Here is a 21,100-nt window from a genome sequence, read left to right as displayed (position 1 = left end):
AAGAGGGGAGTTTGAGCGATGTCCGAATTGACGATTTCACGCCGCGGCCTATTGGCCGGCTCGGCGCTGCTGCTGGCCTCCACCGCGCTTCCGACCATCGGCCTTGCGCAGACGCCCAAGAAGGGCGGCCGGCTGATCGTCGCCGCGGATTCCGAACCGCGCAACCTCAATCCGGCGATCGTCGCCTCCAATGGCGTCTTCTTCATCTCCAGCAAGATCGTCGAGACGCTGGCCGAAGCCGCCTTCGACGGCAAGGACGGGCTGCAGCCGCGGCTCGCGCTTTCCTGGGAAGGTGCGGCCGACGGCTTGTCGGTGACCTTCAAATTGCGCGACGGCGTTAAATGGCATGACGGCAAGCCCTTCACCTCGGCCGACGTCGCCTTCTCGGCGCTGCAGATCTGGAAGCCGCTGCAAAATCTCGGCCGCACCGTGTTCAAGGACCTGGAGGCCGTCGACACGCCGGACGCCCTGACCGCAATCTTCAAGTTCGCCAAGCCGACCCCGTTCCAGCTGATCCGCAACGCGTTGCCGGCGCTGTCGAGCGTCGTGCCGAAGCACCTCTATGAGGTGGGCAAGATCGAGGAGAACCCGGCCAACAATGCGCCGGTCGGCACCGGTCCGTTCAAATTCGCCGAATACAAGGCGGGGCAATATTACCGGCTGACAAGGAACGACGCCTATTGGGGCAAGGACGAGCCCTATCTCGACGAGATCGTCTACCAGGTGCTCCCTGATCGCACGTCCGCCGCCGCGGCGCTCGAGGCGGAAGAGATCCAGCTCGCCGCCTTCTCCGCTGTGCCGCTCGCCGACCTCGACCGCATTTCCAAGGTGCCAGGCCTGAAGGTCATCACCAAGGGCTATGAGGGGCTGACCTACCAGCTCGTCGTCGAGATCAACCACCGCCGCAAGGAGCTGGCCGATCTGAAAGTGCGGCAGGCGATCGCGCATGCCATCGACAAGGATTTCGTCGTCAAGACGATCTTCCTTGGCTACGCCGCGACCGCAACCGGCCCGGTGCCGAAGAACGATCCGCAATTCTACACCGCCGACGTGCCGACCTATCCCTTCGACGTCGCCAAGGCCAATGCGCTGCTCGACCAAGCCGGCTACAAGCGCGCCGACGACGGCAAGCGCTTTGCGCTGAAGCTGTTGCCGGCGCCTTACTTCAACGAGACGAAGCAGTTCGGCGATTACCTGCGCCAGGCACTCGCAGCGATCGGCATCGACGCCGAGATCGTCAACAACGACTCCGCCGCGCACATCAAGGCCGTCTACACCGACCACGCCTTCGACCTCGCCGTCGGCCCGCCGGTGTTCCGCGGCGACCCGGCGATCTCGACCACCATCCTGGTGCAGAGCGGCATTCCCGACGGCGTGCCCTTCTCCAACCAGGGCGGCTACAAGAACACCGAGCTCGACGCGCTGATCGCGAAAGCATCGGAGACGCTGGATACAGCGGCCCGCACCGAGCTCTACAAGGAGTTCCAGAAGAAGGTGGCGGCCGACCTGCCGCTGATCAACGTCGCCGAATGGAGCTTCATTTCCGTCGCCCGCGATACGGTCGGCAACATAGCCAACAACCCGCGCTGGGCAGTATCGAACTGGGCGGACACCTATTTGGCCGGCTGATCTCCTTGCGGATCGGCTGCCGGGGTGCTCAGCTTTGAGAATGAGAGTTCCTTCGCGCCCCCCTCTGTCCTGCCGGACATCTCCCCCTCTTGGGGGGAGATTGGCAGTTCTCGCGCCTCGCTCATTTCTGCAGCGTCGAAAATTGGCGAAAGCCGATATGACGGCTAATCTCCCCCCTAGAGGGGGAGATGTCCGGCAGGACAGAGGGGGGCGCCGTAGAGCGCAACGTCCGTGGTTTGGCCTCAACCAGGCTTCGCCATGACCCGCGCCCTCCGCCTCCTGCGCCGCCGCGTCGTCGGCAGCGTCTTCGTGCTCCTCATCGTCGTCGTCGGCAGCTTCCTGCTGCTCGAAGCCGCTCCCGGCGACGCGGTCGACGCCTATATCGTCTCGACCGGCGGCGATGCCGGCATGATCGAACTGCTGCGCCACCGCTGGGGCCTCGACCAGTCGGAGCTGACGCGCCTCGCCAACTATCTCTGGGCGCTGCTGCATCTCGACCTTGGCCAGTCCGTCACCTTCTCGCGGCCGATCCGCGAAATCATCCTCGAACGCCTGCCGACCACGCTGATCCTGATGGGCAGCGCCACCGCGCTCTCCTTCGGCCTCGGCTCGGCGCTCGGCATCTATGCCGGCGCCAGACCCGGCAGCGTTCGCGACCGCTTCCTCTCCATCGGCTCGCTGGCGCTTTATGCCGTGCCCGGCTTCTGGCTCGGCCTGGTGCTCATCGTCGTCTTCGCCGTCGACCTGCGCTGGCTGCCGATCGGCGGCATCGAGACCATCGCCTCCGGCAAAACCGGGCTGGCACGCGCCGCCGACATCGCCACCCATCTCGTGCTGCCGGTGTCGGCGCTCGGCTTCATCTATCTGGCGCTCTATCTGCGCATGATGCGCGCCGGCATGGCCGAGGCTTGGCGGCAAGACTTTATCCTCGCCGCCCGCGCCAGGGGCCTGCCCCGCCGCCGCATCGTGCTTGCCCATGTTGCCCGCAACGCGCTTCTGCCATTGGTCACCATGCTTGGCCTGCAATCGGCGCAGATGCTGGGCGGCAGCGTCGTCATCGAAAGCGTTTTCGCCGTGCCGGGCCTCGGCCGTCTGGCGCAGGAAGCCGTCGCCGGGCGCGACACGCCGCTGCTGCTCGGCATCATTCTGGTGAGCGCCGTCCTGGTCGTCGTCATCAACCTTCTCGTCGATCTCGCCTACGCTGTCCTCGATCCGCGCGTCGGCGTCGGCGAGGCAAGCGCATGAACCGCCTGCATCGTTTCTTCCGCACGCCGGAAGCAATCGCCGGCGCAATCATCCTGGCCTTGCTCATTGTGATGGCGCTGGCGGCGCCGCTGCTGTTTCCCGGCGACCCGCAAGCGATCGCCGGACCGGCGCTGCTGCCGCCGTTCCAGGACTGGTCGCTGCCGCTCGGCACCGACCGGCTCGGCCGCGACGTGCTGACCGAGCTGTTCCATGGTGCCCGCACGTCGTTGGCGGTGGGGCTGGCGGCGGCTGCCGCGGCGCTCCTGATCGGCGCGGTCGTCGGCACTTTAGCCGGCTTCGCCGGCGGCCTGATCGACGACGTGCTGATGCGCATCACCGATGCCTTCCAGACCGTGCCGAGCTTCCTGCTCGCGCTCGCCTTCGTCAGCATCGTCGGACCTTCGCTCAGCGTCGTCGTCGCGGCGATCGCGCTCGGCGCCTGGACTGGACCCGCGCGGGTTGCGCGCGCGGAAGTGCTGTCGATCCGTGAGCGCGACTATGTCGCCGGCGCCCGCGTCATCGGCATGCATCCACTGGAGATTGCTTTTCGCGAGGTGCTGCCCAACGCGCTGCCGCCGGTGCTGGCGCTATCCTCGGTGATCGTGGCCGCCGCGATCCTCACCGAGGCCGCGCTGTCCTTCCTTGGCCTGGGCGATCCCAACCGCGTCACCTGGGGCGGCATGATCGCCGAAGGCCGCGCGGTGCTGCGCACCGCGCCTTTCCTGTCGGTCGTTCCCGGAATCGCGCTGGTGCTGACCGTGCTCGGCGTCTACCTCGCCGGCGAAGGCGTTGTGCAGAGCACCGCTCTGCGCAGGAGCCTGTCGTGACCACGCTGCTTTCGATTCGCGATCTTTCGGTGGGCTATCGGCGCGACAGGGCCGAGGCGCCGGCGCTGAAAGGCATCAGCCTGGATGTGAAAACCGGAGAGCGCCTCGCGATCATCGGCGAAAGCGGCTCGGGCAAGAGCACGTTGGCGCTGGCGGTTGCGGGGTTGTTGGCGAGGGGTGCCGTTGTGGGTGGAACGATCGAATGGTCAGCAAACCAACTTCAATCGTCTCATTCCGTCACACCCCCCTCTGGCCTGCCGGCCATCTCCCCCGCAAGGGGGGAGATTGGCGGTTCCGCTGTCGGCTCTCTTCCTGCAACGCTGGCGATTGGCGAAAGTGGAGATGACGGCCTGATCTCCCCCCTTGCGGGGGAGATGTCCGGCAGGACAGAGGGGGGTGCGAAGGATCGCCAGCCTCTGCACTTTCGACCCCTCCTCGGCCGTGACATCGGCTTCGTCTTCCAGGACCCCTCCTCAAGCCTCGACCCCGTGATGCCCGTCGGCAAGCAGATCGCCGAAGTCGTCCGCACGCATCTCAAGCTCAGCTGGCGAGACTCATATACGAAAGCCAAAACCCTCCTCGAACGCATCCGCCTCCCTCACCCGGACTCGGCCTTCCACACCTACCCGCACCAGTTGTCCGGCGGCCAGAAGCAGCGCGTGGCCATCGCTGCGGCAATCGCTGCTGGGCCGAAGCTGCTCATCGCCGACGAAGCGACGAGCGCGCTCGACACCATCGTCCAGGCCGAGATCGTCGCGCTGATCCGCCGGCTGGTGGCCGAGGACGGCATGACGCTGCTTTTCATCAGCCATGACATCGCGCTTGCCGCCACGCTTGCCGATCGCATCGCGGTGCTGCGCCAAGGCGAGCTGATTGAACTCGGCAAGACCCACCAGATCATCGAAGCGCCGCGCCATGCCTACACGCGCACCCTGCTCGACGCTCATCTCGGCCTCGACGCCGAGCCGCTGCTTGACCGGCAAGGCGCCTCGGCATGACCGTGCTTGCCGTCTCCAGTCTCGCCAAGCGCTACCGTCGCGGCGGAAAACCCTTCGCGGCGGTCGATGATGTGTCCTTCGAGATCGAGCCTGCGGAGACGCTGGCGCTCGCCGGCCCGTCCGGCAGCGGCAAGTCGACGATCGCGAGGCTGGTCTTGCGGCTGATCGAGCCCGATGCCGGCCGCGTCGACTTCGAAGGCGCGGACTTCCTCGCGCTATCCGGCGCCGCTTTGCGCGCGCGCCGCGCCCGTCTGCAGATGGTGTTCCAGGATCCGCTCGCAGCCTTCAATCCACGCGCCACCGTGGCGCGCGTGCTTGACGATCCGTTGCGCATCCATGGCATTGCCCCACGTGCGGGGCGCCCGCGCCGTATCGCGGCACTGCTGGAGCGCGTCGGCCTCGATGCCGGCCTCGCGGCTCGTGCCATCCATGAGATTTCCGGCGGCCAGCGCCAGCGCGTGGCGATCGCCCGCGCCATCGCCACGCGGCCGTCGCTGATCGTGCTCGACGAGGCGGTGTCGGCGCTCGATGTTTCGGTGCGCGGCCAGATCCTGGAATTGCTGCTCGACCTGCAAAGGCAGGAACGGATCGCGTATTTGTTCATTTCGCATGATCTCGGCGTCATCCGCGCCGTGGCGCATCGAGTAGTCATCCTCGACGCCGGCCGGATCGCCGAGAGCGGCGATGCCCGCGCCGTCCTCGCCAACCCGCGATCGGCGATCGGCAAGGCGCTGGTGGCGGCGACGCCAAAATTGACCAGGAACCGACCATGATCCCGCAAAGTGGGACCCGGTTTCGGGGCATGGTCAAACGACAAATCAGGACTCACCATGACCAATCCCGAAGCAGCCAGAGCCGAAAAACTGTCGCGCGAGCTCGATTCCGCCTTCCGCAATCGCGCCGATCTCTATCGTCTCTTCCTCGACGAGCTGACCGCCGAGCTTGGCGCCGAGAAAGCCGAGGCGTTAATGATCCGCACCATCGAGAAGCGCGGCCGGGAAGTCGCGGCTGCGGCTTTCGCCGATTTCGGCCCCAATGATGCGCCGGCGATCGGCGAGGCATTCCTCGCCGTCAGCCCGGATGGCGGGCGCATGTATCCGACCGATGTCGAGCGCGGGCCTGACCACATCGCCTTCAAGGTGAAGCGCTGCCCGCTGAAGGATGCCTGGATCGAGGCCGGCGTCGGCGAGGAGAAACTCGCCACGCTCTGCCGCATCGCCGGCGCCTTCGACCGCGCCCTGTTCGAGGCGACCGGCGTGCGCTTCGCCAATGTCACCTGGACGCCGGGTCATGGCTCCGGCTGCTGCCATATCGCGCTGACAAACCGCGACGCTTAACCTATTCAGCTCTCGGCAAACACGTGCAGCTCGCCGCCTGCCTCGTCGATCGCTGCGCGCATCTCGGCTGCCGGCTCGCTGTCGGTGACGACATCGGAAATCTCGCTCAGCGCGCAGACGCGTTCGAGGCCGCTGCGGCCGAACTTGTCGTTGGTCACGACAAGCATGGTCGACAGCGACCGTGCCATCATCGCGCGCTTCACCGCCGCAGCGCCCGAGATCATGTCGCTCGGCCCTTCGGCATTCAGCGCCGAGGCGCCGATGATGGCGACGTCGGCATTGTAGCGGCGCACGAACTCGACCGTGTCCTCGCCAAGCACGGCCGCCTCGCGGCTGTCATAGGTGCCGGGGCAAAGGATGACGCGGAAGCCCGGATTGGCCCCGGCCACCGAGGCGACGCCGACGGAGTTGGTGATGATCGTCAGGTCCCGGCCGTGTTGCGAAAGGCTGCGCGCGACCTCGTAGGTGGTCGATCCGCCGTCGATCATCACGATGCTGCCTCTCTCGATCAGTCCGGCCGCACCTCGTCCGACACGGGCCCGCTCCTCGACCATTGTGAGGCCGCGTTCGGCGATCACTGGTTCCGACGTCACCAGTGAAATGGTGGCGCCGCCATAGGTGCGGTTGATGAGCCCCGCATCGCCAAGCTCGATCAAGTCGCGGCGGATGGTCTCGCCGGCGACGCCGATGCGGCGCGCAAGCTTCGAGATGCGGATCGAGGCCGAGCGCCGAACCTCCGACAGGATCAACTCATGGCGCTCCTTCTTCGTCAGTCGGCCCGGCTCGATGTTCATCGCTCTTCCCTAGCTATGACACCGAAGGTTCGTCCCCGGCGCCGCCAGACATTAGCCACGCCGGGGAAAGGAAACCAGCGTCAGTGACGCAACCGATCGCGCATGGCATACCACAGCATGCCGAGCACATAGAGCGGGCCGCGCAGCGCCGTGCCGCCCGGGAAGGGCAGCGGCGTCAGCGCCGAGAACAGGTCGAGCCGCGAGGCATCGCCCGTGATCGCTTCCGCCAAGAGCTTGCCCGACAGCGTCGACAGGATGACGCCCTTGCCGGAATAGCCATGCGCGAAATAGACGTCGCCGTAATTCCCGACATGCGGCAGGCGCGACGTGGTGATGGACACCAGACCGCCCCAGGCATGGTCGATCCGGCAGCCCTTGAGCTGCGGAAAGGTCTTCTCCATATGCGGCCGCACGAAGCCGGCAATGTCGGCCGGCGCCGACGGCGTGTAGCGCTCGCCGCCGCCGAACAGTAGGCGTCCGTCCGCCGACATGCGGTAGTAGTTGACGACGAACAGTGTGTCCGAGACTGCGACATCGGCCGGGATGACATTGCGCTCGCCCAGAGGCTCGGTGGCGACGATGTAATTGCCGACCGGCATGATGCGGCTGTTGACGCGCGGCTCCAATCCCTTAAGCAGCGCATCGCCGGCCAGCACCACATGCCTGGCGCGGACCGAGCCCTTGTCGGTGAACACCCGGATGGAAGGTTCGCGCTCCAGCCGCACCGCGACCGAGTTCTCATGGATGACGACGCCGGCGGCGGTAGCGGCGCGGGCAAGCCCCAGCGTGTAGTTGAGCGGATGCATGTGGCCGCCGAGCCGCTCGAACACCGCGCCCTGATAGGGCGTGTCGACCATCTGCCGCGCCTCAGCCGCCGACAGGATCTCGACATCGGTGAAGCTCATCACCTTTGCGAGGCATTCGGCCTCTTCCTCGAAGTCGCACATATCCGAAGCGCTGACCGCGCCGACCAGATGGCCGGTCTGGCGCAAGTCGCATTCGATGCCGTGGCGCTCGATAATATCGAGCACCAGCCCAAGCGCCTCGAAAGCCAGATCGAACAGCGCCTTTGCCCGTTCCGCCCCAAAGCTTCTGACCAGGCCCCTGGCGCCCTTTCGCAGGCCGGGGATCATCTGGCCGCCATTGCGGCCCGAGGCGCCCCAGCCGATCTTGCCGCCTTCGAGCAGCACCACTTTAAGACCACGCTCGGCCGCATGCAGCGCCGCCGACAGACCCGTGCAGCCGCCGCCAACCACCACCAGATCGGCCTCGACATCGCCGGCAAGCGCCGGATGGTCGGGCGCCGGATTGGCGGTGGCGACATAATAGGACTTGTCGATGTCGAGACCGGAATTGAAACCTGTCGAACGCGAAGCCATGATCACACCTTGAGCAGCAGATGGTCGCGTTCCCAGGACGTCACGACGCTCTGGAACATGTCGAGTTCGACACTCTTCACGCGCAGATAGGTTTGGAAGAAATCCTCGCCGAGCAGCGCCCGCACGGGCTCGCAAGCGGCGAAACGATCAAGCGCTTCCTCCATCGTCTTTGGCAGTGTGCTCTTGCTCTTATAGGCGTTGCCGAAGGCCTCTTCGGAGCGCGCAAGCTTCTCCTCGATGCCGAGATAGCCGGCGATCAGCGAGCCGGCCATGGCAAGGTAGGGATTGGCATCCGCCCCCGGCAGCCGGTTCTCGATGCGGCGCGCGGCGCGGCCGCCCAGCGGCACGCGCAGGCCGCAGGAGCGGTTGTCGTGCGACCATTCGATATTGGCCGGCGCGCTGTGGCCGGGCCGGATGCGCCGGTAGGAATTCGCATGCGGCGCGAACAGCGGCATGATTTCAGGGATATATTTCTGCAGGCCGCCGATGAAGTGCACGAACATCTCGCTGTCCTCGCCGTCTCCGCCGGCAAACAAAGGCTCGCCCTTCCTGTCGACGATCGACATGTGCAGATGCATTGCGCTGCCCGCCTGCGCGGCGATCGGCTTGGCCATGAAGGTGGCGTGCATGCCATTGGCCTGCGCGATCTGCCGCGCCAGGCGCTTGAACAAAAGCACCTGGTCGGCAAGCGTCAGCGGATCGCCATGCACGAGATTGATCTCGAGCTGCGCCGTGCCGGATTCATGGATCAGCGTCTCCACCGGCAAGCCGGCGATTGCGGCATGTTCATAGAGCTGCCGCGTCACCGTTTCGAACTCTTCCATCGCCTGCATGTCGTAAGGATGCTGCACGTTTTCCGGCCGCCCGTTGCGCCCGACCGGTGCGGTCAAAGGCTGATCGGGGTTGGGGTTGGGCGCCGTCAGGTAGAATTCGAGCTCGGGCGCCATCACCGCCCGCCAGCCGCGCTGCTCATAAAGGTCGAGCACGGCTTTCAGCACATGGCGTGGCGAAGCCATCCACGGCCGGTCGTCCATGTGGAACGCGTCGGCGAAAACATAGGCTCGGCCCGCGCCTCCGGGCGCAAGACACAGGCTCGAAACATCCGGCACCATGCGCATGTCCGGATCCTGGTAGGCGAAGCCTTCGTCGATGGACCCGGAATAGCGGCCATCGATGGCGACCAGAAAGGCGCTGCTCGGCAGATAGAGCGCGCGGTCGTCGAGCGACTTCAGAAATTTGGCGACCGGCAAGGTCTTGCCGCGCAGCACGCCGTTGACGTCCGGCACGAAGCACTCGAGTTCGTTGATCGCATGCGTTTTCAGCCAGCTTTGCGTGTCCGCGCCGGCGAATGAGGTGTTCAGATTGTCAGGCATTGGTAATGTCCGTACGAAGGAGAGATCGCTTCGGCGGGCATGTCCGTTCCGGTAGGGCGTTATCTAAGCTGCGTTATCCGAGGACGGCCGCCCGCCTGTTGACCGGCCGAGGCCGGGCCAGCGCGCCTTGCACTCCTTCGGTCCAGCCGTCGCGAACGACATGCGAGCCGACCTTGGTCTCCTCCGCGCGCTGCAGGTTCTCGTGGCGGCAGCAGCGCATCGTTATCGGTACTTCGCCAAGGCGAGCGCCGTTACGGCCGTAGCTGGAAACGGCCGGGTGGTGGAAAGCCTTTCTACCGCTCGCATGACAAGCCTTGTCGAGAACCTGATCCATGGTTTGGCCGATCGTTGCTCGCAGCGCAAGCCCGCCCATGAAACCGCTGCACATTGCTGGCCCAAACGGGCGGAAGGAACCGGGTACCTGTTTGTACTGTTCCCCATATGCGCCGCCGGCCGAACGATTGCGAAAAAGCCAGGAGTGATCAGATGGAAAGCAGAGTCGATACGGGCGCATGTTTTTGCGGAGCGGTTGCCGCCGAGATGCACGGCGATCCCTTCTGGATCTGCTTCGATCATGACGACGACTGCCGCCGCGCGATTGGCAGCCCGCTGACCATCTGGGTCGGCTACCGGCCGGACCAGTTCCGCTTCACGCGCGGCCAACCCCGGAGCTTCTCGAGAACGAAAGCTGTCGTTCGTACCTTCTGCGAGAAATGCGGTACCTCCATCGCCTATCGCGACGAAGGGCTGAGTGACGAACTCTATGTCACGATCGGCTTCTTCGATCATCCGGAGCGGTTCAAGCCGCACGCCCACGCCTATTGGCGCCTTCGGCTGCCGTGGCTGGAATTTGCCGACGATCTGCCGCGCATCGACACCTACTCGCGGCGCCGCGATCCGGCATTCGGAAATCCCAACGACCGGTAGGCGATTTGCCAAGGCGCCTCAGCCGATACTCTCGCCGCCGTCGACCACCAGCGCCTGGCCGGTCATGAAAGACGAGCGATCGGAGACGAGGAACAGGATCGCCTCCGCGATCTCCTCCGCGCTCGCCCAGCGCCCCATCGGGATCTTGGTGCGGACATAGTTTTCGATCGCGTCGCGCCCGCCCATCTGGGCGATGAACGGCTCGTTGAACGGCGTGTCGACCCAGCCCGGGCAGAGTGCATTGATGCGCACATTGTGCTTGGCATAATCGAGCGACATCTGCCGGGTCATCGCCACGACGGCGTGTTTGGAGGTGGCATAGGCGATCATCTCGCGGTCGTAGAACACGCCGGAATTGGACGCCGTGTTGAGGATGACGCCGCCGCCTTGCGCGATCATCGCCGGCATGACGGTTTTGGCCGCCAGGAATTGCGCCCGCACATTGATGCGCCACGAAGCGTCCATGCCGTCGGTGCCCACTTCCGTCAGCGTGCCGCCCACCTGGATGCCGGCATGGCTGTGCAGAATATCGATCCGGCCATGCCGGCCGAGCGTTCCCTCGATGAGGCCCTCGACGGCTGCATCATTGCCGACATCGGTGGCGACGGCCTCGGCGCGGCCGCCGGTTTCGCGAATGTCCGAAGCGGTGGCTTCGCCGGCCGCCGGGTCGCGGTCCGCGATCACCACGACTGCCCCTTCCCGCGCCATGATCATCGCGCCGGCGCGCCCGATGCCAGATCCGGCTCCGGTGACAATGGCGATACGGTCTTTCAAGATCATGGATTGGTCTCTCAAGGCGATGGCTTCCGTCGGCCGAGCTGCCATTGCGCCAGCAGCACGAGCAGGACCGACGCGCAGAGCACGATCGTCGCTATGGCGTTGATCTCCGGCGTCACGCCGCGCCGGATCGAGGCGAAGACATAGATCGGCAGCGTCGTCTGAGCGCCGGCGACGAAGAAGGCGATGATGAAATCGTCGAAGGAGAAGGTGAAGGCGAGCAAGAAGCCGGCGATCACCGCCGGCATGATCTGCGGCAGCACGATCGAGCGGAATGTCGTCAGCGGCGTGGCGTAGAGATCGCTCGAGGCCTCGACCAGGTTGCGGTCGAGGCTCGCAAGCCGCGTGCCGACGATCATCGTCACCAGCGCCATCGAAAACAAGCCGTGCGCGGCGATGATCGACCCATAGCCGAGCGAAAGCCGCGGCGGCTGGTCGGTCGGCCACAGCGAAGCGAGGAACGGATTGACGACGGCGAAGAGCTGCACCAGCGCCACCAGCGTCGAGATGCCGATGACGACGCCGGGAACAACGATGGCGGCGCCTAGCAGCGCGTCGAAGAGCGCCCGCGTCCGCGCGCCGACGCGCTGCAGTCCGAGCGCCGCGGCGGTGCCGCAGAAAGCCGCGAGCAGCGCGCTCGTCGTGGCGATGAACAGGCTGTTCTTCAGCGCCTCGACCAGGAAGGGATTGGACAGCGCCTTGCCGTACCATTGTACGGAGAAGCCGGTGAACTCGCTGGCATGGTGGCCGGCATTGAAGGAGAACAGCACGACCAGCGCGATCGGCAGATAGAGGAACGCAAAAACGGCAACGACGAAGGCGCGCATCAGATCAGGTCCACCCGGCGTGCGCCCGAAAGCCGGGTCGAGATGCGATTGGCGACGATCAGCACCACGACCGAGACCAGCACCAGCGTGATGGCGATGGCCGATCCGAATGGCCAGTTGCGTGATTGCAGGAAGAGATCGACCAGCGCGTTGCCGATGAAGAACACCTTGCCGCCGCCGAGCAGCGTCGGGATCAGATATTCGCCGAGCAATAGGATCATCACCAGCGAGAAGCCGGTCATGACGCCGGGCAGCGACAGTCTCAGCGTCACGCCGAGGAAGGTCGACAGTGGCGTAGCACCGAGATCGGCGGAGGCCTCCAGCAGCCGCCGGTCAAGCCGTTCCAGGCTGACATAGATCGGCAGGATCATCAGCGGCAGGTAGCCGTAGACGATGCCCAGCAGCACCGCGCCCGGCGTGTTGATCAGCCTGAGGTCCTCTATGCCGACATAGGCGAGCAAAACCGGGATGCCGCGCCCGCCAAGGATATACATCCAGGCATAGGTGCGCATCAGAAGGCTGGTCCAGAACGGGATGACGATCAGCGCAAGCAGGATCAGCCGCCAGCGCTGCGGCGCGCGCAGCGCCAGATAATAGGCGACCGGATAGGCGACGAGCAGGCAGGCAAGCGCGCCGGCGGGCGCCAGCACCATCGTGTTCCAGAAGGCGGTCGCTCGCGCCGGCAGGTTGGCGTATTGCGCGAAGGTCAGCGCGGCCTGGTAGCCGCCCTCCGGCGCCCGCTCGCCGACACTGAAGATGGCGATGGCGACGAAGGGCAACACCAGGAACACGACCAGCCACAGCGTCGCCGGGGCGAGCAGCAGCGCCGTCACGAGATTTTTACGAGAGAGAGTGCGGCGCATCGGGAAAGCCGGTTGGGAGCCGGCGGACTCTCGTCCGCCGGTCGCATTGTCTGGTTCTGGTTTGTTGCCGGTCCCGCTCAAGCCGACTTGAAGCGCGCCATAAGCTCGGCGCGGCCCGGATCGGTCAGCGTCGCGGCGGCGCCGAATTCGAGCGGTTTCAACAGGTCGGCCGCCGGATAGAGGATCGGGTTGTCGAGCACTTCCTTTGGCAGCAGCGCGTTGACGCGCGCGTCGGTCGAGGGGGCGCCATTGGCCAGATGCTCCTTCACCGCCACCTTCGGGTTCATCAGGTAGTTGAGCAGCGCATAGCCGGCCGGCTTGTTCGGCGCGTCCTTCGGGATGGCGTAGAAGTCGGTCCAGATCTCGCCGCCCTCCTTGCCCAGCACATAGGCGATCTCGGGAATATCGCGATGGAGCTGTGCCCCGTCATTGGTCCAGCACATGGTCATCCAGGCATCGCCGGCGCGCATTCCCGGCTGGTAGTCGCTCGACACCGCGAACAGATGCGGCTTGACCTTCAGCAGCAGTTCCTCGGCCTTGGCCAGCTCGTCCTGTTTCAGCGAGTTGAACGAATAGCCGTAATATTTCAGCGCATTGCCGATCGTGGTGAGCTGATAGTCATGCACCATGGTACGGCCGTCGCCTTCCGCCATGGCCGTGTCCCAGAACTCCTTCCAACTCGACATCGGCTTGGCGAGCTTCTTGGTGTTGACCGCGAAGCCGGTCGTGCCCCAGTTCTTCGGCACGGCGTAGATCGTGCCGTCGATCGTGCCTTCCGCCGTGAAGCGCGCATCTTCCGACTTGCCGTCGAAATTGCCGAGCTTGGCCATGTCGAGCGCCTCGATGATGCCGAGCTTCTTGTAGGTCGAGATGGTGTAGTTGGTGGGCACGAACAGGCTCCAGCCCGAGCCGCCGGCCTGCAGCTTGGCGAGCATCTCCTCGTTCGAGCCGAAGACATTGACCTCGACGGCGACGCCGGTCTCCGCCTTGAAGTTCTCGAAGGTCTGCGGGTCGTGGTAGTTCGGCCAGGTGGCGATCGACATGCGGTCGCCGAGGTTCTCGGCGGCGAAGGCGGGTGTCGGCATGATACCGAGCTCACGCGCCATCACCGCGGTGGCGACACCGAGCCCGGTGAGGCCGAGGAAGTCGCGCCGGCTGATCGAGCCGCGCTTCAAACGCATCAACTGGTCGACGAATTTATCGGGGCTTATCGGCAGTCCGTCACGATAGGATTTCGGCATGTTGGTCTTCCCTCTGGTTTGTCCCGTTATTGTTGGCGTGCGGAAACGCCAGCGGCGCTCCGGCGGCAAAGCCGATGGCGACGGGTTCGCCCGGCTTGAACAGATTGCCTTGGCCGATCACGTGATCGGCCTTGGCGAGCAGCGATCCGATGCCCTGGACTTCGATCGCGTATTCGGCTGTCGAGCCCAGGAAGATCCGATTGCGCACGATGCCTTTCAAGGCACCGCCCCCAGGCGCCGAAAGGCTGAGCGATTCCGGCCGCAAGCTGACGGAGACGGCCTCGCCGCGGCCGAGCGGCACCCGCCTGCGCGCCGAAATCACCGTGCCATCGGCGAGCGCGACATCGACGAGGTCACCCGAGAGTCCGGCCACCTTGCCGCTGAGAAGATTGGTCTTGCCGACGAAGTCGGCCACGAACAGGTCGGCCGGCTCGTCATAGATCTCGCTCGGCTGCCCGAGTTGGACGACGCGGCCGCCATTCATGACGCAGACGAAGTCGCTCATCGACAGTGCTTCCTCCTGGTCGTGGGTGACCAGCACGAAGGTGATGCCGATCTCGCGCTGCAGGTTCTGCAGCTCGATCTGCATGTCGGTGCGCAGCTTCTTGTCGAGCGCCGCCAGCGGCTCGTCGAGCAGCAGCACCGCCGGCTTGTTGACCAGCGCGCGGGCGAGCGCCACGCGCTGCTGCTGGCCGCCGGAAAGCTCGTGGATCTTGCGGCGCCCGTAGCCGGCGAGCTGCACCATCGAAAGCGCCTCGCCTGCCCTTAAGGCGATCTCGCGCGACGACAGGGGCGGCCTTGCCTGGCGCAGCCCGTAGGAGATGTTCTCCTCGACATCGAGATGCGGGAACAGCGCATATTGCTGGAACACCATGTTCACCGGGCGCCGGTAGGGCGGCGTTCCGGCCATGTCGCGGCCGCGGATCAGCACCTGGCCTTCGCTCGGCTGCTCGAAGCCGCCGATCATGCGCAGGCAGGTCGTCTTGCCGCAGCCTGAAGGGCCGAGCAAAGCGACGAACGCGGAAGGCGGGATGGCAAGATCGATACCGCTGACCGCGGTGACGGCGCCGTAGCGCTTGGTGACCGCGCGAAATTCGATATCGGGCACTGCAGTCAAGCCAAGGCTCCAGCGACAGCGTGAGGCAATGCCTTGACGCTAGCAGAGGCAATGCACCTGGTATATACCTCGCAGGTGGTATATTTAGCCGATTTTATCGTTTAGAGGGGTATGGATTGGCTGCTTCCCGCAGTGACGACTACAACGCCTTGGCCGCCGTGATCGCCGCGTCGCGCGAGACCGGCGGCGATCATTTCGGCAAGGCGATCGTCGGCTGGCTCAGCGGACATGTCCGTTTCGATCACTGCGTGATCTTCGGTTATCGGGGTGCCGCACGGCCACCGCTCCTGTTCGAGACCTTCTCGCCGGCGGAGAGCCACATCTTCGTCGCGCTCTACCAGGAGGGGCCCTATCTGCTCGACCCATTCCACCACGCCGCGGTCGAGCGCAAGGAGGGTTTCTGGCGCATGCGCGAGCTCGCGCCGGACCGCTTCTATGCCAGCGAATACTACCGCTCCTATTACAGCCAGACCAAACTTGCCGAGGAGGTCGGCTTTTTCGTGCCGCTAGCCGGCAAGGACGCGCTGGTGCTGTCGCTGATGCGGCTGCGCGCCACTGGGCCGTTCGGAACGGCGGATGCCAGGCTGCTGCGTGACATGGCGCCGGCGGTGATCGGTTTCTGCAAGCAGCGCTGGCCGTCACTGCCTGCCGATGAGGTGGCGGCCCAACCCTCCGGCGAAACCTTCGCGATGACCAACGAACTCGACCGGGCGCATATCTGGAAGAGCCTGTCCTTGACCTCGCGCGAAAAGCAGGTCGTCGACCTGGTGCTTCAGGGCCACTCCACGGAATCGATCGCCAGGGCGCTGCGCATCGTGCCGGGGACCGTCAAGGTCCACCGCCGCAACATCTACCGCAAGCTGAAGATCAAATCGCAGGCCGGCCTGTTCGCGCGCTTCGTCGAGATCATCGACGCTCGGATTGGATAGCGACCCCAGTCGCCCTTGCGGCGGTTCGCGTTGACCGTCTATCGTGCGCCGAACGACCGGCCAGGTATCCCGGCGGCGACCAGCTATTCCCGCGTCGGACGTGACGAAACAAGTTTCAGGACCGATCAAGCAGCGCATCGCCAATGGCCGACAAATCGCAATTCGGACTGACCGCTGTCGATACCGTTCCGCTGCATGAAAAAGTCTATCTGGAACTGGTGCGGGCACTGATGTCGGGCCAGCTCCGGCCTGGCCAGAAGCTAACCTCGCGCAAGCTCGCCAAGGAGCTCGGTACCAGCGACATGCCGGTTCGCAGCGCCTTCATGCGGCTGCAGGCGCTGAGAGCGCTGAGCCCGATGCCGAACGGCAGCGTCGAGGTGCCGCTGATTTCGGCCGACCGCTTCCAGCAACTGACCGACGTGCGCACGATCCTAGAAGGCACGGCCACCGAGCTTGCCACCAAACTCATCAACGGCAACAATCTGCGCGCCATCCGCCGTCATTGCGCCGAGCTCACCCAGGCCGCCCGCAGCGGCGACATCGACGACTATCTGCGCAAGAACCACGACTTCAAATTCTCGATCTACCGCCGTTGCGGCAACGAGCAGATGATCTTCCTGATCGAGACGGTATGGATGCAGGTTGGCCCTTTCCTGCGCAACCTGCACATCGGCTTCGAGGATGACTTGGCCGGCATTCTCGGCATCGACTACCACGAGGAGGTCGTGGCGGCGATCGGGGCCGGCGACGGTGAGCGGGCGCGGGCCGCGATCGTGCGCGATATCGCCGAGGGCGCGGCCCACATCCTCGGCCAGGTCAAGTTTCCGGAACTGCACCGCTGACCAGCCGCAACAAGCCGACTTCGAATCCGGCTTGGCTTTCGTCGGTCGGGCCGCTATGTTGCGATCGCAGATCGCACAATGTGGACCCGAAATGCCGCCCGATATCCCAGCTAGTGAATTGAAAAAATGAAGATAATCAGCCCGGCGTCGGCCGTTCTGATCTTCACGAACTCACAAGCTGAAAATGGATGTGGTAGCCGGCAGGGCTACAGCACCTAGAGAAACAGGGGGCTGGAAATTGAGCGATGCGATTGCGGACGTTTTGACGTGGCTGGACAGCAGGAAGGACATCCAGAGCCTGCGGGCGGCGGTGTGCGACCTGAACGGCATCATGCGCGGCAAGCGCATTCCGGTCGAGCAGGCGCGTAAGGCGCTCGAAGGCAAGCTGCGCATGCCCTATTCGGCCATCGGGCTCGACATATGGGGTGAGGATATCGAAGGCAACGCCCAGGTGTTCTCGACCGGCGACGCCGACGGGCTTTGCCATTGGACAGGACGAGGCATACTGCCCGTCAACTGGACGGCGCATCCGACGGCGCTGTTGCCGGTCTGGTTGGCGGACGACAGCGGCGCGCCCTACCTTGGCGATCCGCGCCGCGCGCTGGCCCGCATCCTCGACCGCTATGCCGCGCTAGGATTGACGCCCGTCACCGCGACCGAGCTAGAATTCTACCTTGTCGACCCGACGTCGCAGCGGCCTGTCGGACCGGTCTCGCCGGTAACCGGGCGGCGCCTCGATTCCGACGCGGCGCTCTCGATCGATGAGGTCGACGATTTCGAAGCCTTCATCCACGACATCTATGAAGCCTGCCGCATGCAGGACATTCCGGTCGACACCGCGATTGCCGAGAACGGCGTCGGCCAGTTCGAGATCAACCTCAACCATGTGCCCGACGCCCTGCGCGCCGCGGACGACGCCGTGCTCTTCAAGCGCACCGTCAAGGGCATTGCCCGCAAGCATAGCTTCGCCGCCTGTTTCATGGCCAAGCCCTATGGCGAACGCGCCGGCAACGGTTTCCATGTCCATTTCAGCGTCCTCGACAGGCAAGGCCGCAACATCTTCGACGACGGCTCAGACCAGGGTTCCGACGCTATGCGCCATGCGGTTGGCGGCCTGCTTGCCGCGATGGCCCAGAGCACGCTGGTGTTTGCGCCGCATTTCAATTCCTACCGCCGGCTGCGGCCGCGATCCTATGCGCCGACGGCCGTCGCCTGGGGTTATGAAAACCGCATGGTGGCGATTCGCATTCCGGGTGGCCCCTCGGCCGCACGCCGCATCGAGCACCGCGTCTCCGGCGCCGACGCCAATCCCTATCTGGTGCTGGCGGCGATTCTCGGCGCGGCCTTGATCGGTATCGAGCGCCAGCTCTCGCCCGGTGAGCCGACCGGCGGCGAAGGCCAGGGGCTGACGCTCGCCAAACTGCCGCCGGATTGGGCCTCAGCGATCGCCGCCTTCGAGGCGGGCCAGCGTGTCGCCGAAATCTTCCCGGACGTGCTGCGCGACGCCTTCGTCGCCTGCAAGCGCCAGGAGCTGAACACTTTCGCGCTCAACGTCAGCGACTTCGAGATCGAGACCTATCTCGAAAGTGTTTAGCCGACCTCCAGCCGGTCGCTCAGCGCGCCGCCCACGCCAGCCCTCGGCGCAGGATGGTGCGCATCTGCGGGACCTCGAACTCCGAGGCCACGTGACCGAGCGAGGAATAAAACACGCGCCCCTTGCCGTGCCGGCGCTTCCACACCACCGGCATGACGACGCCGTCGATCCACGGCGCGTGGTCGCCAGAAAAAGTGGTGGTCGCCAGCACCTCGTTGGATGGATCGACATGCATGTAATACTGTTCGGAGCGGTAGGAGAAATCCTCGATGCCTTGCATGATCGGGTCGTCGCGCCGCACGACGTTCACTTGATAATCGATGATGTTGCCGGGATGCGCGACCCATTGGCCGCCGCACATGAACTGGTAGTTCGTTGATTCGCGAAAAGCGTCGCCCATGCCGCCATGATAACCGCCGAGGCCGACGCCGTTTTCGACCGCCTCGGTTAGGTTCGCCTCTTCGGCCTTGGTGAGCTTGGACATGGTATAGATCGGCACGATCAGGCTGAGATCGGCGATCGCCGGATCGGCAAAAGCTGCCGTCGTGTTTTCGACGCGCACGGCAAAGCCTTCTTCCTCGAGCATCGCCTTGACGGCGCGCGCGCCGGCTTCGGGCTCATGCCCGTCCCAGCCGCCCCATACGATCAGCGCTTGCCGCATCTTTGTCTCCGTCGTTTAGCCCCGCATTGGCTTTGGGGAAGGCAGCAAGCTGAAACACAAGCCGGCAGCAGCGCAAGCTGGAAATTGCATGGCATCGCCTGCGGCACTCGCCGATTGGATTGCGAAGAGAAGCGCACAAACGCAAACGGCCCGCGAGGAGCGGGCCGTTTTTGTATTTGGTTGCGGGGACAGGATTTGAACCTGTGACCTTCAGGTTATGAGCCTGACGAGCTACCGGGCTGCTCCACCCCGCGTCAACTACGAGCAAGCGTTTGCTTGCGACCACGAGCAAGCGTTTGCTTGCGATTACGAGCAAGCGTTTGCTTGCGTCCTTGGAGGTAAGTTTGATCTTACCTGATTCAAGAGCCGCCAAATGAAAGGGCCGCTTGCGCGGCCCGTGATCCCGTTTGGCGGGCCTTAAGATCGTAGAGAGAAGATTGTCTTCATCCGGAGACTGTGATCCGGATGTGAGGTGAACATGCGCTTTGCAGACCTGGCAGCGACCTACTCTCCCGCGTCTTGAGACGAAGTACCATCAGCGCTGGAGCGTTTCACGGCCGAGTTCGGAATGGGATCGGGTGCAGCCGCTCCGCCATAACCACCAGGTCGGCAAAACGCATGTTCAAATCGAGAAGCTGTTTGAGCGAATAGCCAATAGTGAGTAGCGAATAGGGAGCCCTATTTGCTGCTTTCTCTAAACTGTTCGCTGGTCTTTGTTGTGCCTTTGACGTTCTTTCAGCCTGGCGCCCTTCGAAGCGAAGCTTCGCAAGGTCGACCGACCGTCGGCGCTGTTGCGCCGCACCCACGTAGCGCCGCCCGCAGGGCGGAACAAGCGTGAGTGAGAATGGCGACAATCCTTCGGATTGCGCCTTGATGGATATAAGTAATGAGAACGATCAAGCCTATCGAACTATTAGTACCGGTAAGCTTCAAGCGTTGCCGCTCTTCCACACCCGGCCTATCAACGTGGTCGTCTTCCACGGTTCTCAGGGAATACTCGTTTCAAGGTGGGTTTCCCGCTTAGATGCCTTCAGCGGTTATCCCGTCCGGATATAGCTACCCTGCAATGCGGCTGGCGCCACAACAGGTCCACCAGAGATCCGTCCATCCCGGTCCTCTCGTACTAGGGACAGATCCTTTCAATATTCCTACACCCACGGCAGATAGGGACCGAACTGTCTCACGACGTTCTGAACCCAACTCACGTACCGCTTTAAATGGCGAACAGCCATACCCTTGGGACCTGCTCCAGCCCCAGGATGCGATGAGTCGACATCGAGGTGCCAAACAACCCCGTCGATATGGACTCTTGGGGGTCATCAGCCTGTTATCCCCGGCGTACCTTTTATCCGTTGAGCGATGGCCCTTCCACGCGGGACCACCGGATCACTATGACCGACTTTCGTCTCTGCTCGACTTGTCAGTCTCGCAGTCAGGCAGGCTTATGCCATTGCACTCAGCGAACGATTTCCGACCGTTCTGAGCCCACCATCGCGCGCCTCCGTTACTCTTTAGGAGGCGACCGCCCCAGTCAAACTACCCACCATACATTGTCCCGGACCCGGATAACGGGCCGCGGTTAGACATCCATAGTGATAAGGGTGGTATTTCAAGGGTGGCTCCACCTGAGCTGGCGCCCAGGCTTCAAAGCCTACCACCTATCCTACACATGCCACTACGAATGCCAATGTAAAGCTATAGTAAAGGTGCACGGGGTCTTTCCGTCTAACCGCAGGAACC

20 protein-coding genes, 1 tRNA gene and 2 rRNA genes (1 of these 23 running past the window's edge) are annotated in these 21,100 nt (G+C 64.3%); 10 read left to right on the top strand and 13 right to left on the bottom strand.

The window, feature by feature from the left end:
* The first annotated feature begins 18 nt into the window (after positions 1–18).
* The 6 genes from LB525_RS19995 (at position 19) to LB525_RS19970 (ending at position 6,036) form a co-directional block, all read left to right on the top strand.
* On the top strand, positions 19–1,629 hold the full coding sequence (locus LB525_RS19995) for an ABC transporter substrate-binding protein (RefSeq protein ID WP_224546174.1): 1,611 nt from the start codon (positions 19–21) through the stop codon (positions 1,627–1,629).
* 258 nt (positions 1,630–1,887) lie between these two features.
* Positions 1,888–2,874, top strand: coding sequence for an ABC transporter permease (locus LB525_RS19990; RefSeq protein ID WP_224546173.1), 987 nt, complete (start codon positions 1,888–1,890; stop codon positions 2,872–2,874).
* Positions 2,871–3,701, top strand: a complete 831-nt coding sequence (locus tag LB525_RS19985; protein ID WP_224546171.1) for an ABC transporter permease — start codon at positions 2,871–2,873, stop codon at positions 3,699–3,701. Before LB525_RS19990 ends, LB525_RS19985 begins: the two co-directional genes overlap by 4 nt.
* Positions 3,698–4,699: an ABC transporter ATP-binding protein gene (locus LB525_RS19980; RefSeq protein ID WP_318012414.1), complete on the top strand. Its 1,002-nt coding sequence runs from the start codon at positions 3,698–3,700 to the stop codon at positions 4,697–4,699. The genes LB525_RS19985 and LB525_RS19980 overlap by 4 nt, the downstream gene beginning before the upstream one ends.
* Complete coding sequence (locus LB525_RS19975) at positions 4,696–5,472, top strand: ABC transporter ATP-binding protein (protein WP_224546169.1); 777 nt, start codon at positions 4,696–4,698, stop codon at positions 5,470–5,472. Before LB525_RS19980 ends, LB525_RS19975 begins: the two co-directional genes overlap by 4 nt.
* 57 nt (positions 5,473–5,529) lie before the next feature.
* Positions 5,530–6,036, top strand: a complete 507-nt coding sequence (locus tag LB525_RS19970) for an L-2-amino-thiazoline-4-carboxylic acid hydrolase (protein WP_224546157.1) — start codon at positions 5,530–5,532, stop codon at positions 6,034–6,036.
* A gap of 5 nt (positions 6,037–6,041) precedes the next feature.
* On the opposite strand, the gene LB525_RS19965 is transcribed toward LB525_RS19970, so the two are convergent.
* The 4 genes from LB525_RS19965 to LB525_RS19950 form a co-directional block, all read right to left on the bottom strand.
* Positions 6,042–6,830 carry a DeoR/GlpR family DNA-binding transcription regulator gene (locus LB525_RS19965; RefSeq protein WP_224546155.1) on the bottom strand — a complete coding sequence of 263 codons (789 nt, stop codon included), beginning with the start codon at positions 6,828–6,830 and terminating at the stop codon, positions 6,042–6,044.
* A gap of 80 nt (positions 6,831–6,910) precedes the next feature.
* Complete coding sequence (locus LB525_RS19960) at positions 6,911–8,209, bottom strand: NAD(P)/FAD-dependent oxidoreductase (RefSeq protein ID WP_224546153.1); 1,299 nt, start codon at positions 8,207–8,209, stop codon at positions 6,911–6,913.
* 2 nt (positions 8,210–8,211) lie between these two features.
* Positions 8,212–9,582 carry a glutamine synthetase family protein gene (locus LB525_RS19955; protein WP_224546151.1) on the bottom strand — a complete coding sequence of 457 codons (1,371 nt, stop codon included), beginning with the start codon at positions 9,580–9,582 and terminating at the stop codon, positions 8,212–8,214.
* Between the two features lie 73 nt (positions 9,583–9,655).
* The gene (locus LB525_RS19950) at positions 9,656–9,955 is read right to left on the bottom strand and encodes a hypothetical protein (protein WP_224546150.1); all 300 of its coding nucleotides are present in this window, start codon (positions 9,953–9,955) and stop codon (positions 9,656–9,658) included.
* Positions 9,956–10,068: 113 nt separating this feature from the next.
* Between LB525_RS19950 and LB525_RS19945 the strand changes: the two genes are divergently transcribed.
* Positions 10,069–10,509, top strand: a complete 441-nt coding sequence (locus LB525_RS19945) for a GFA family protein (RefSeq protein ID WP_224546148.1) — start codon at positions 10,069–10,071, stop codon at positions 10,507–10,509.
* Positions 10,510–10,527: 18 nt separating this feature from the next.
* On the opposite strand, the gene LB525_RS19940 is transcribed toward LB525_RS19945, so the two are convergent.
* The 5 genes from LB525_RS19940 to LB525_RS19920 all read right to left on the bottom strand — a co-directional run bounded on the left by LB525_RS19940 (position 10,528) and on the right by LB525_RS19920 (position 15,334).
* Complete coding sequence (locus LB525_RS19940; protein WP_224546146.1) at positions 10,528–11,289, bottom strand: SDR family NAD(P)-dependent oxidoreductase; 762 nt, start codon at positions 11,287–11,289, stop codon at positions 10,528–10,530.
* A gap of 11 nt (positions 11,290–11,300) precedes the next feature.
* Positions 11,301–12,113 carry an ABC transporter permease gene (locus LB525_RS19935; protein ID WP_040987444.1) on the bottom strand — a complete coding sequence of 271 codons (813 nt, stop codon included), beginning with the start codon at positions 12,111–12,113 and terminating at the stop codon, positions 11,301–11,303.
* On the bottom strand, positions 12,113–12,976 hold the full coding sequence (locus tag LB525_RS19930; protein ID WP_224546143.1) for an ABC transporter permease: 864 nt from the start codon (positions 12,974–12,976) through the stop codon (positions 12,113–12,115). Before LB525_RS19930 ends, LB525_RS19935 begins: the two co-directional genes overlap by 1 nt.
* Positions 12,977–13,053: 77 nt before the next feature.
* Positions 13,054–14,217: a PotD/PotF family extracellular solute-binding protein gene (locus LB525_RS19925; RefSeq protein WP_224532099.1), complete on the bottom strand. Its 1,164-nt coding sequence runs from the start codon at positions 14,215–14,217 to the stop codon at positions 13,054–13,056.
* The gene (locus LB525_RS19920) at positions 14,198–15,334 is read right to left on the bottom strand and encodes an ABC transporter ATP-binding protein (protein WP_224546141.1); all 1,137 of its coding nucleotides are present in this window, start codon (positions 15,332–15,334) and stop codon (positions 14,198–14,200) included. The genes LB525_RS19925 and LB525_RS19920 overlap by 20 nt, the downstream gene beginning before the upstream one ends.
* A 116-nt stretch (positions 15,335–15,450) precedes the next feature.
* Between LB525_RS19920 and LB525_RS19915 the strand changes: the two genes are divergently transcribed.
* From LB525_RS19915 to LB525_RS19905, 3 genes are all read left to right on the top strand, one after another.
* Entirely contained in the window at positions 15,451–16,263 is an 813-nt protein-coding gene (locus LB525_RS19915; RefSeq protein ID WP_140845068.1) for a helix-turn-helix transcriptional regulator, read from the top strand.
* Positions 16,264–16,406: 143 nt separating this feature from the next.
* Positions 16,407–17,105, top strand: a complete 699-nt coding sequence (locus tag LB525_RS19910; protein WP_224518592.1) for a GntR family transcriptional regulator — start codon at positions 16,407–16,409, stop codon at positions 17,103–17,105.
* A gap of 238 nt (positions 17,106–17,343) precedes the next feature.
* On the top strand, positions 17,344–18,699 hold the full coding sequence (locus LB525_RS19905) for a glutamine synthetase family protein (protein WP_224546139.1): 1,356 nt from the start codon (positions 17,344–17,346) through the stop codon (positions 18,697–18,699).
* 19 nt (positions 18,700–18,718) lie between these two features.
* Here the strand turns inward: LB525_RS19905 and LB525_RS19900 are convergent, their stop codons facing one another.
* The 4 genes from LB525_RS19900 to LB525_RS19885 form a co-directional block, all read right to left on the bottom strand.
* Positions 18,719–19,360 (bottom strand): ThuA domain-containing protein, encoded by a 642-nt coding sequence (locus tag LB525_RS19900; RefSeq protein ID WP_224546136.1) that lies wholly within the window; start codon positions 19,358–19,360, stop codon positions 18,719–18,721.
* A gap of 177 nt (positions 19,361–19,537) precedes the next feature.
* A tRNA-Met gene (locus LB525_RS19895) sits at positions 19,538–19,614 on the bottom strand.
* A gap of 237 nt (positions 19,615–19,851) precedes the next feature.
* Positions 19,852–19,966, bottom strand: a 5S ribosomal RNA gene (rrf, locus tag LB525_RS19890).
* A 286-nt stretch (positions 19,967–20,252) separates the two neighbouring features.
* Positions 20,253–21,100: ribosomal RNA gene (locus tag LB525_RS19885) — 23S ribosomal RNA — on the bottom strand (it continues 1,976 nt past the right edge of the window).

The organism is Mesorhizobium sp. CA16 (assembly GCF_020165175.1).
GTDB lineage: Bacteria > Pseudomonadota > Alphaproteobacteria > Rhizobiales > Rhizobiaceae > Mesorhizobium.
This window is presented reverse-complemented; position numbering and strand designations above follow the sequence as displayed.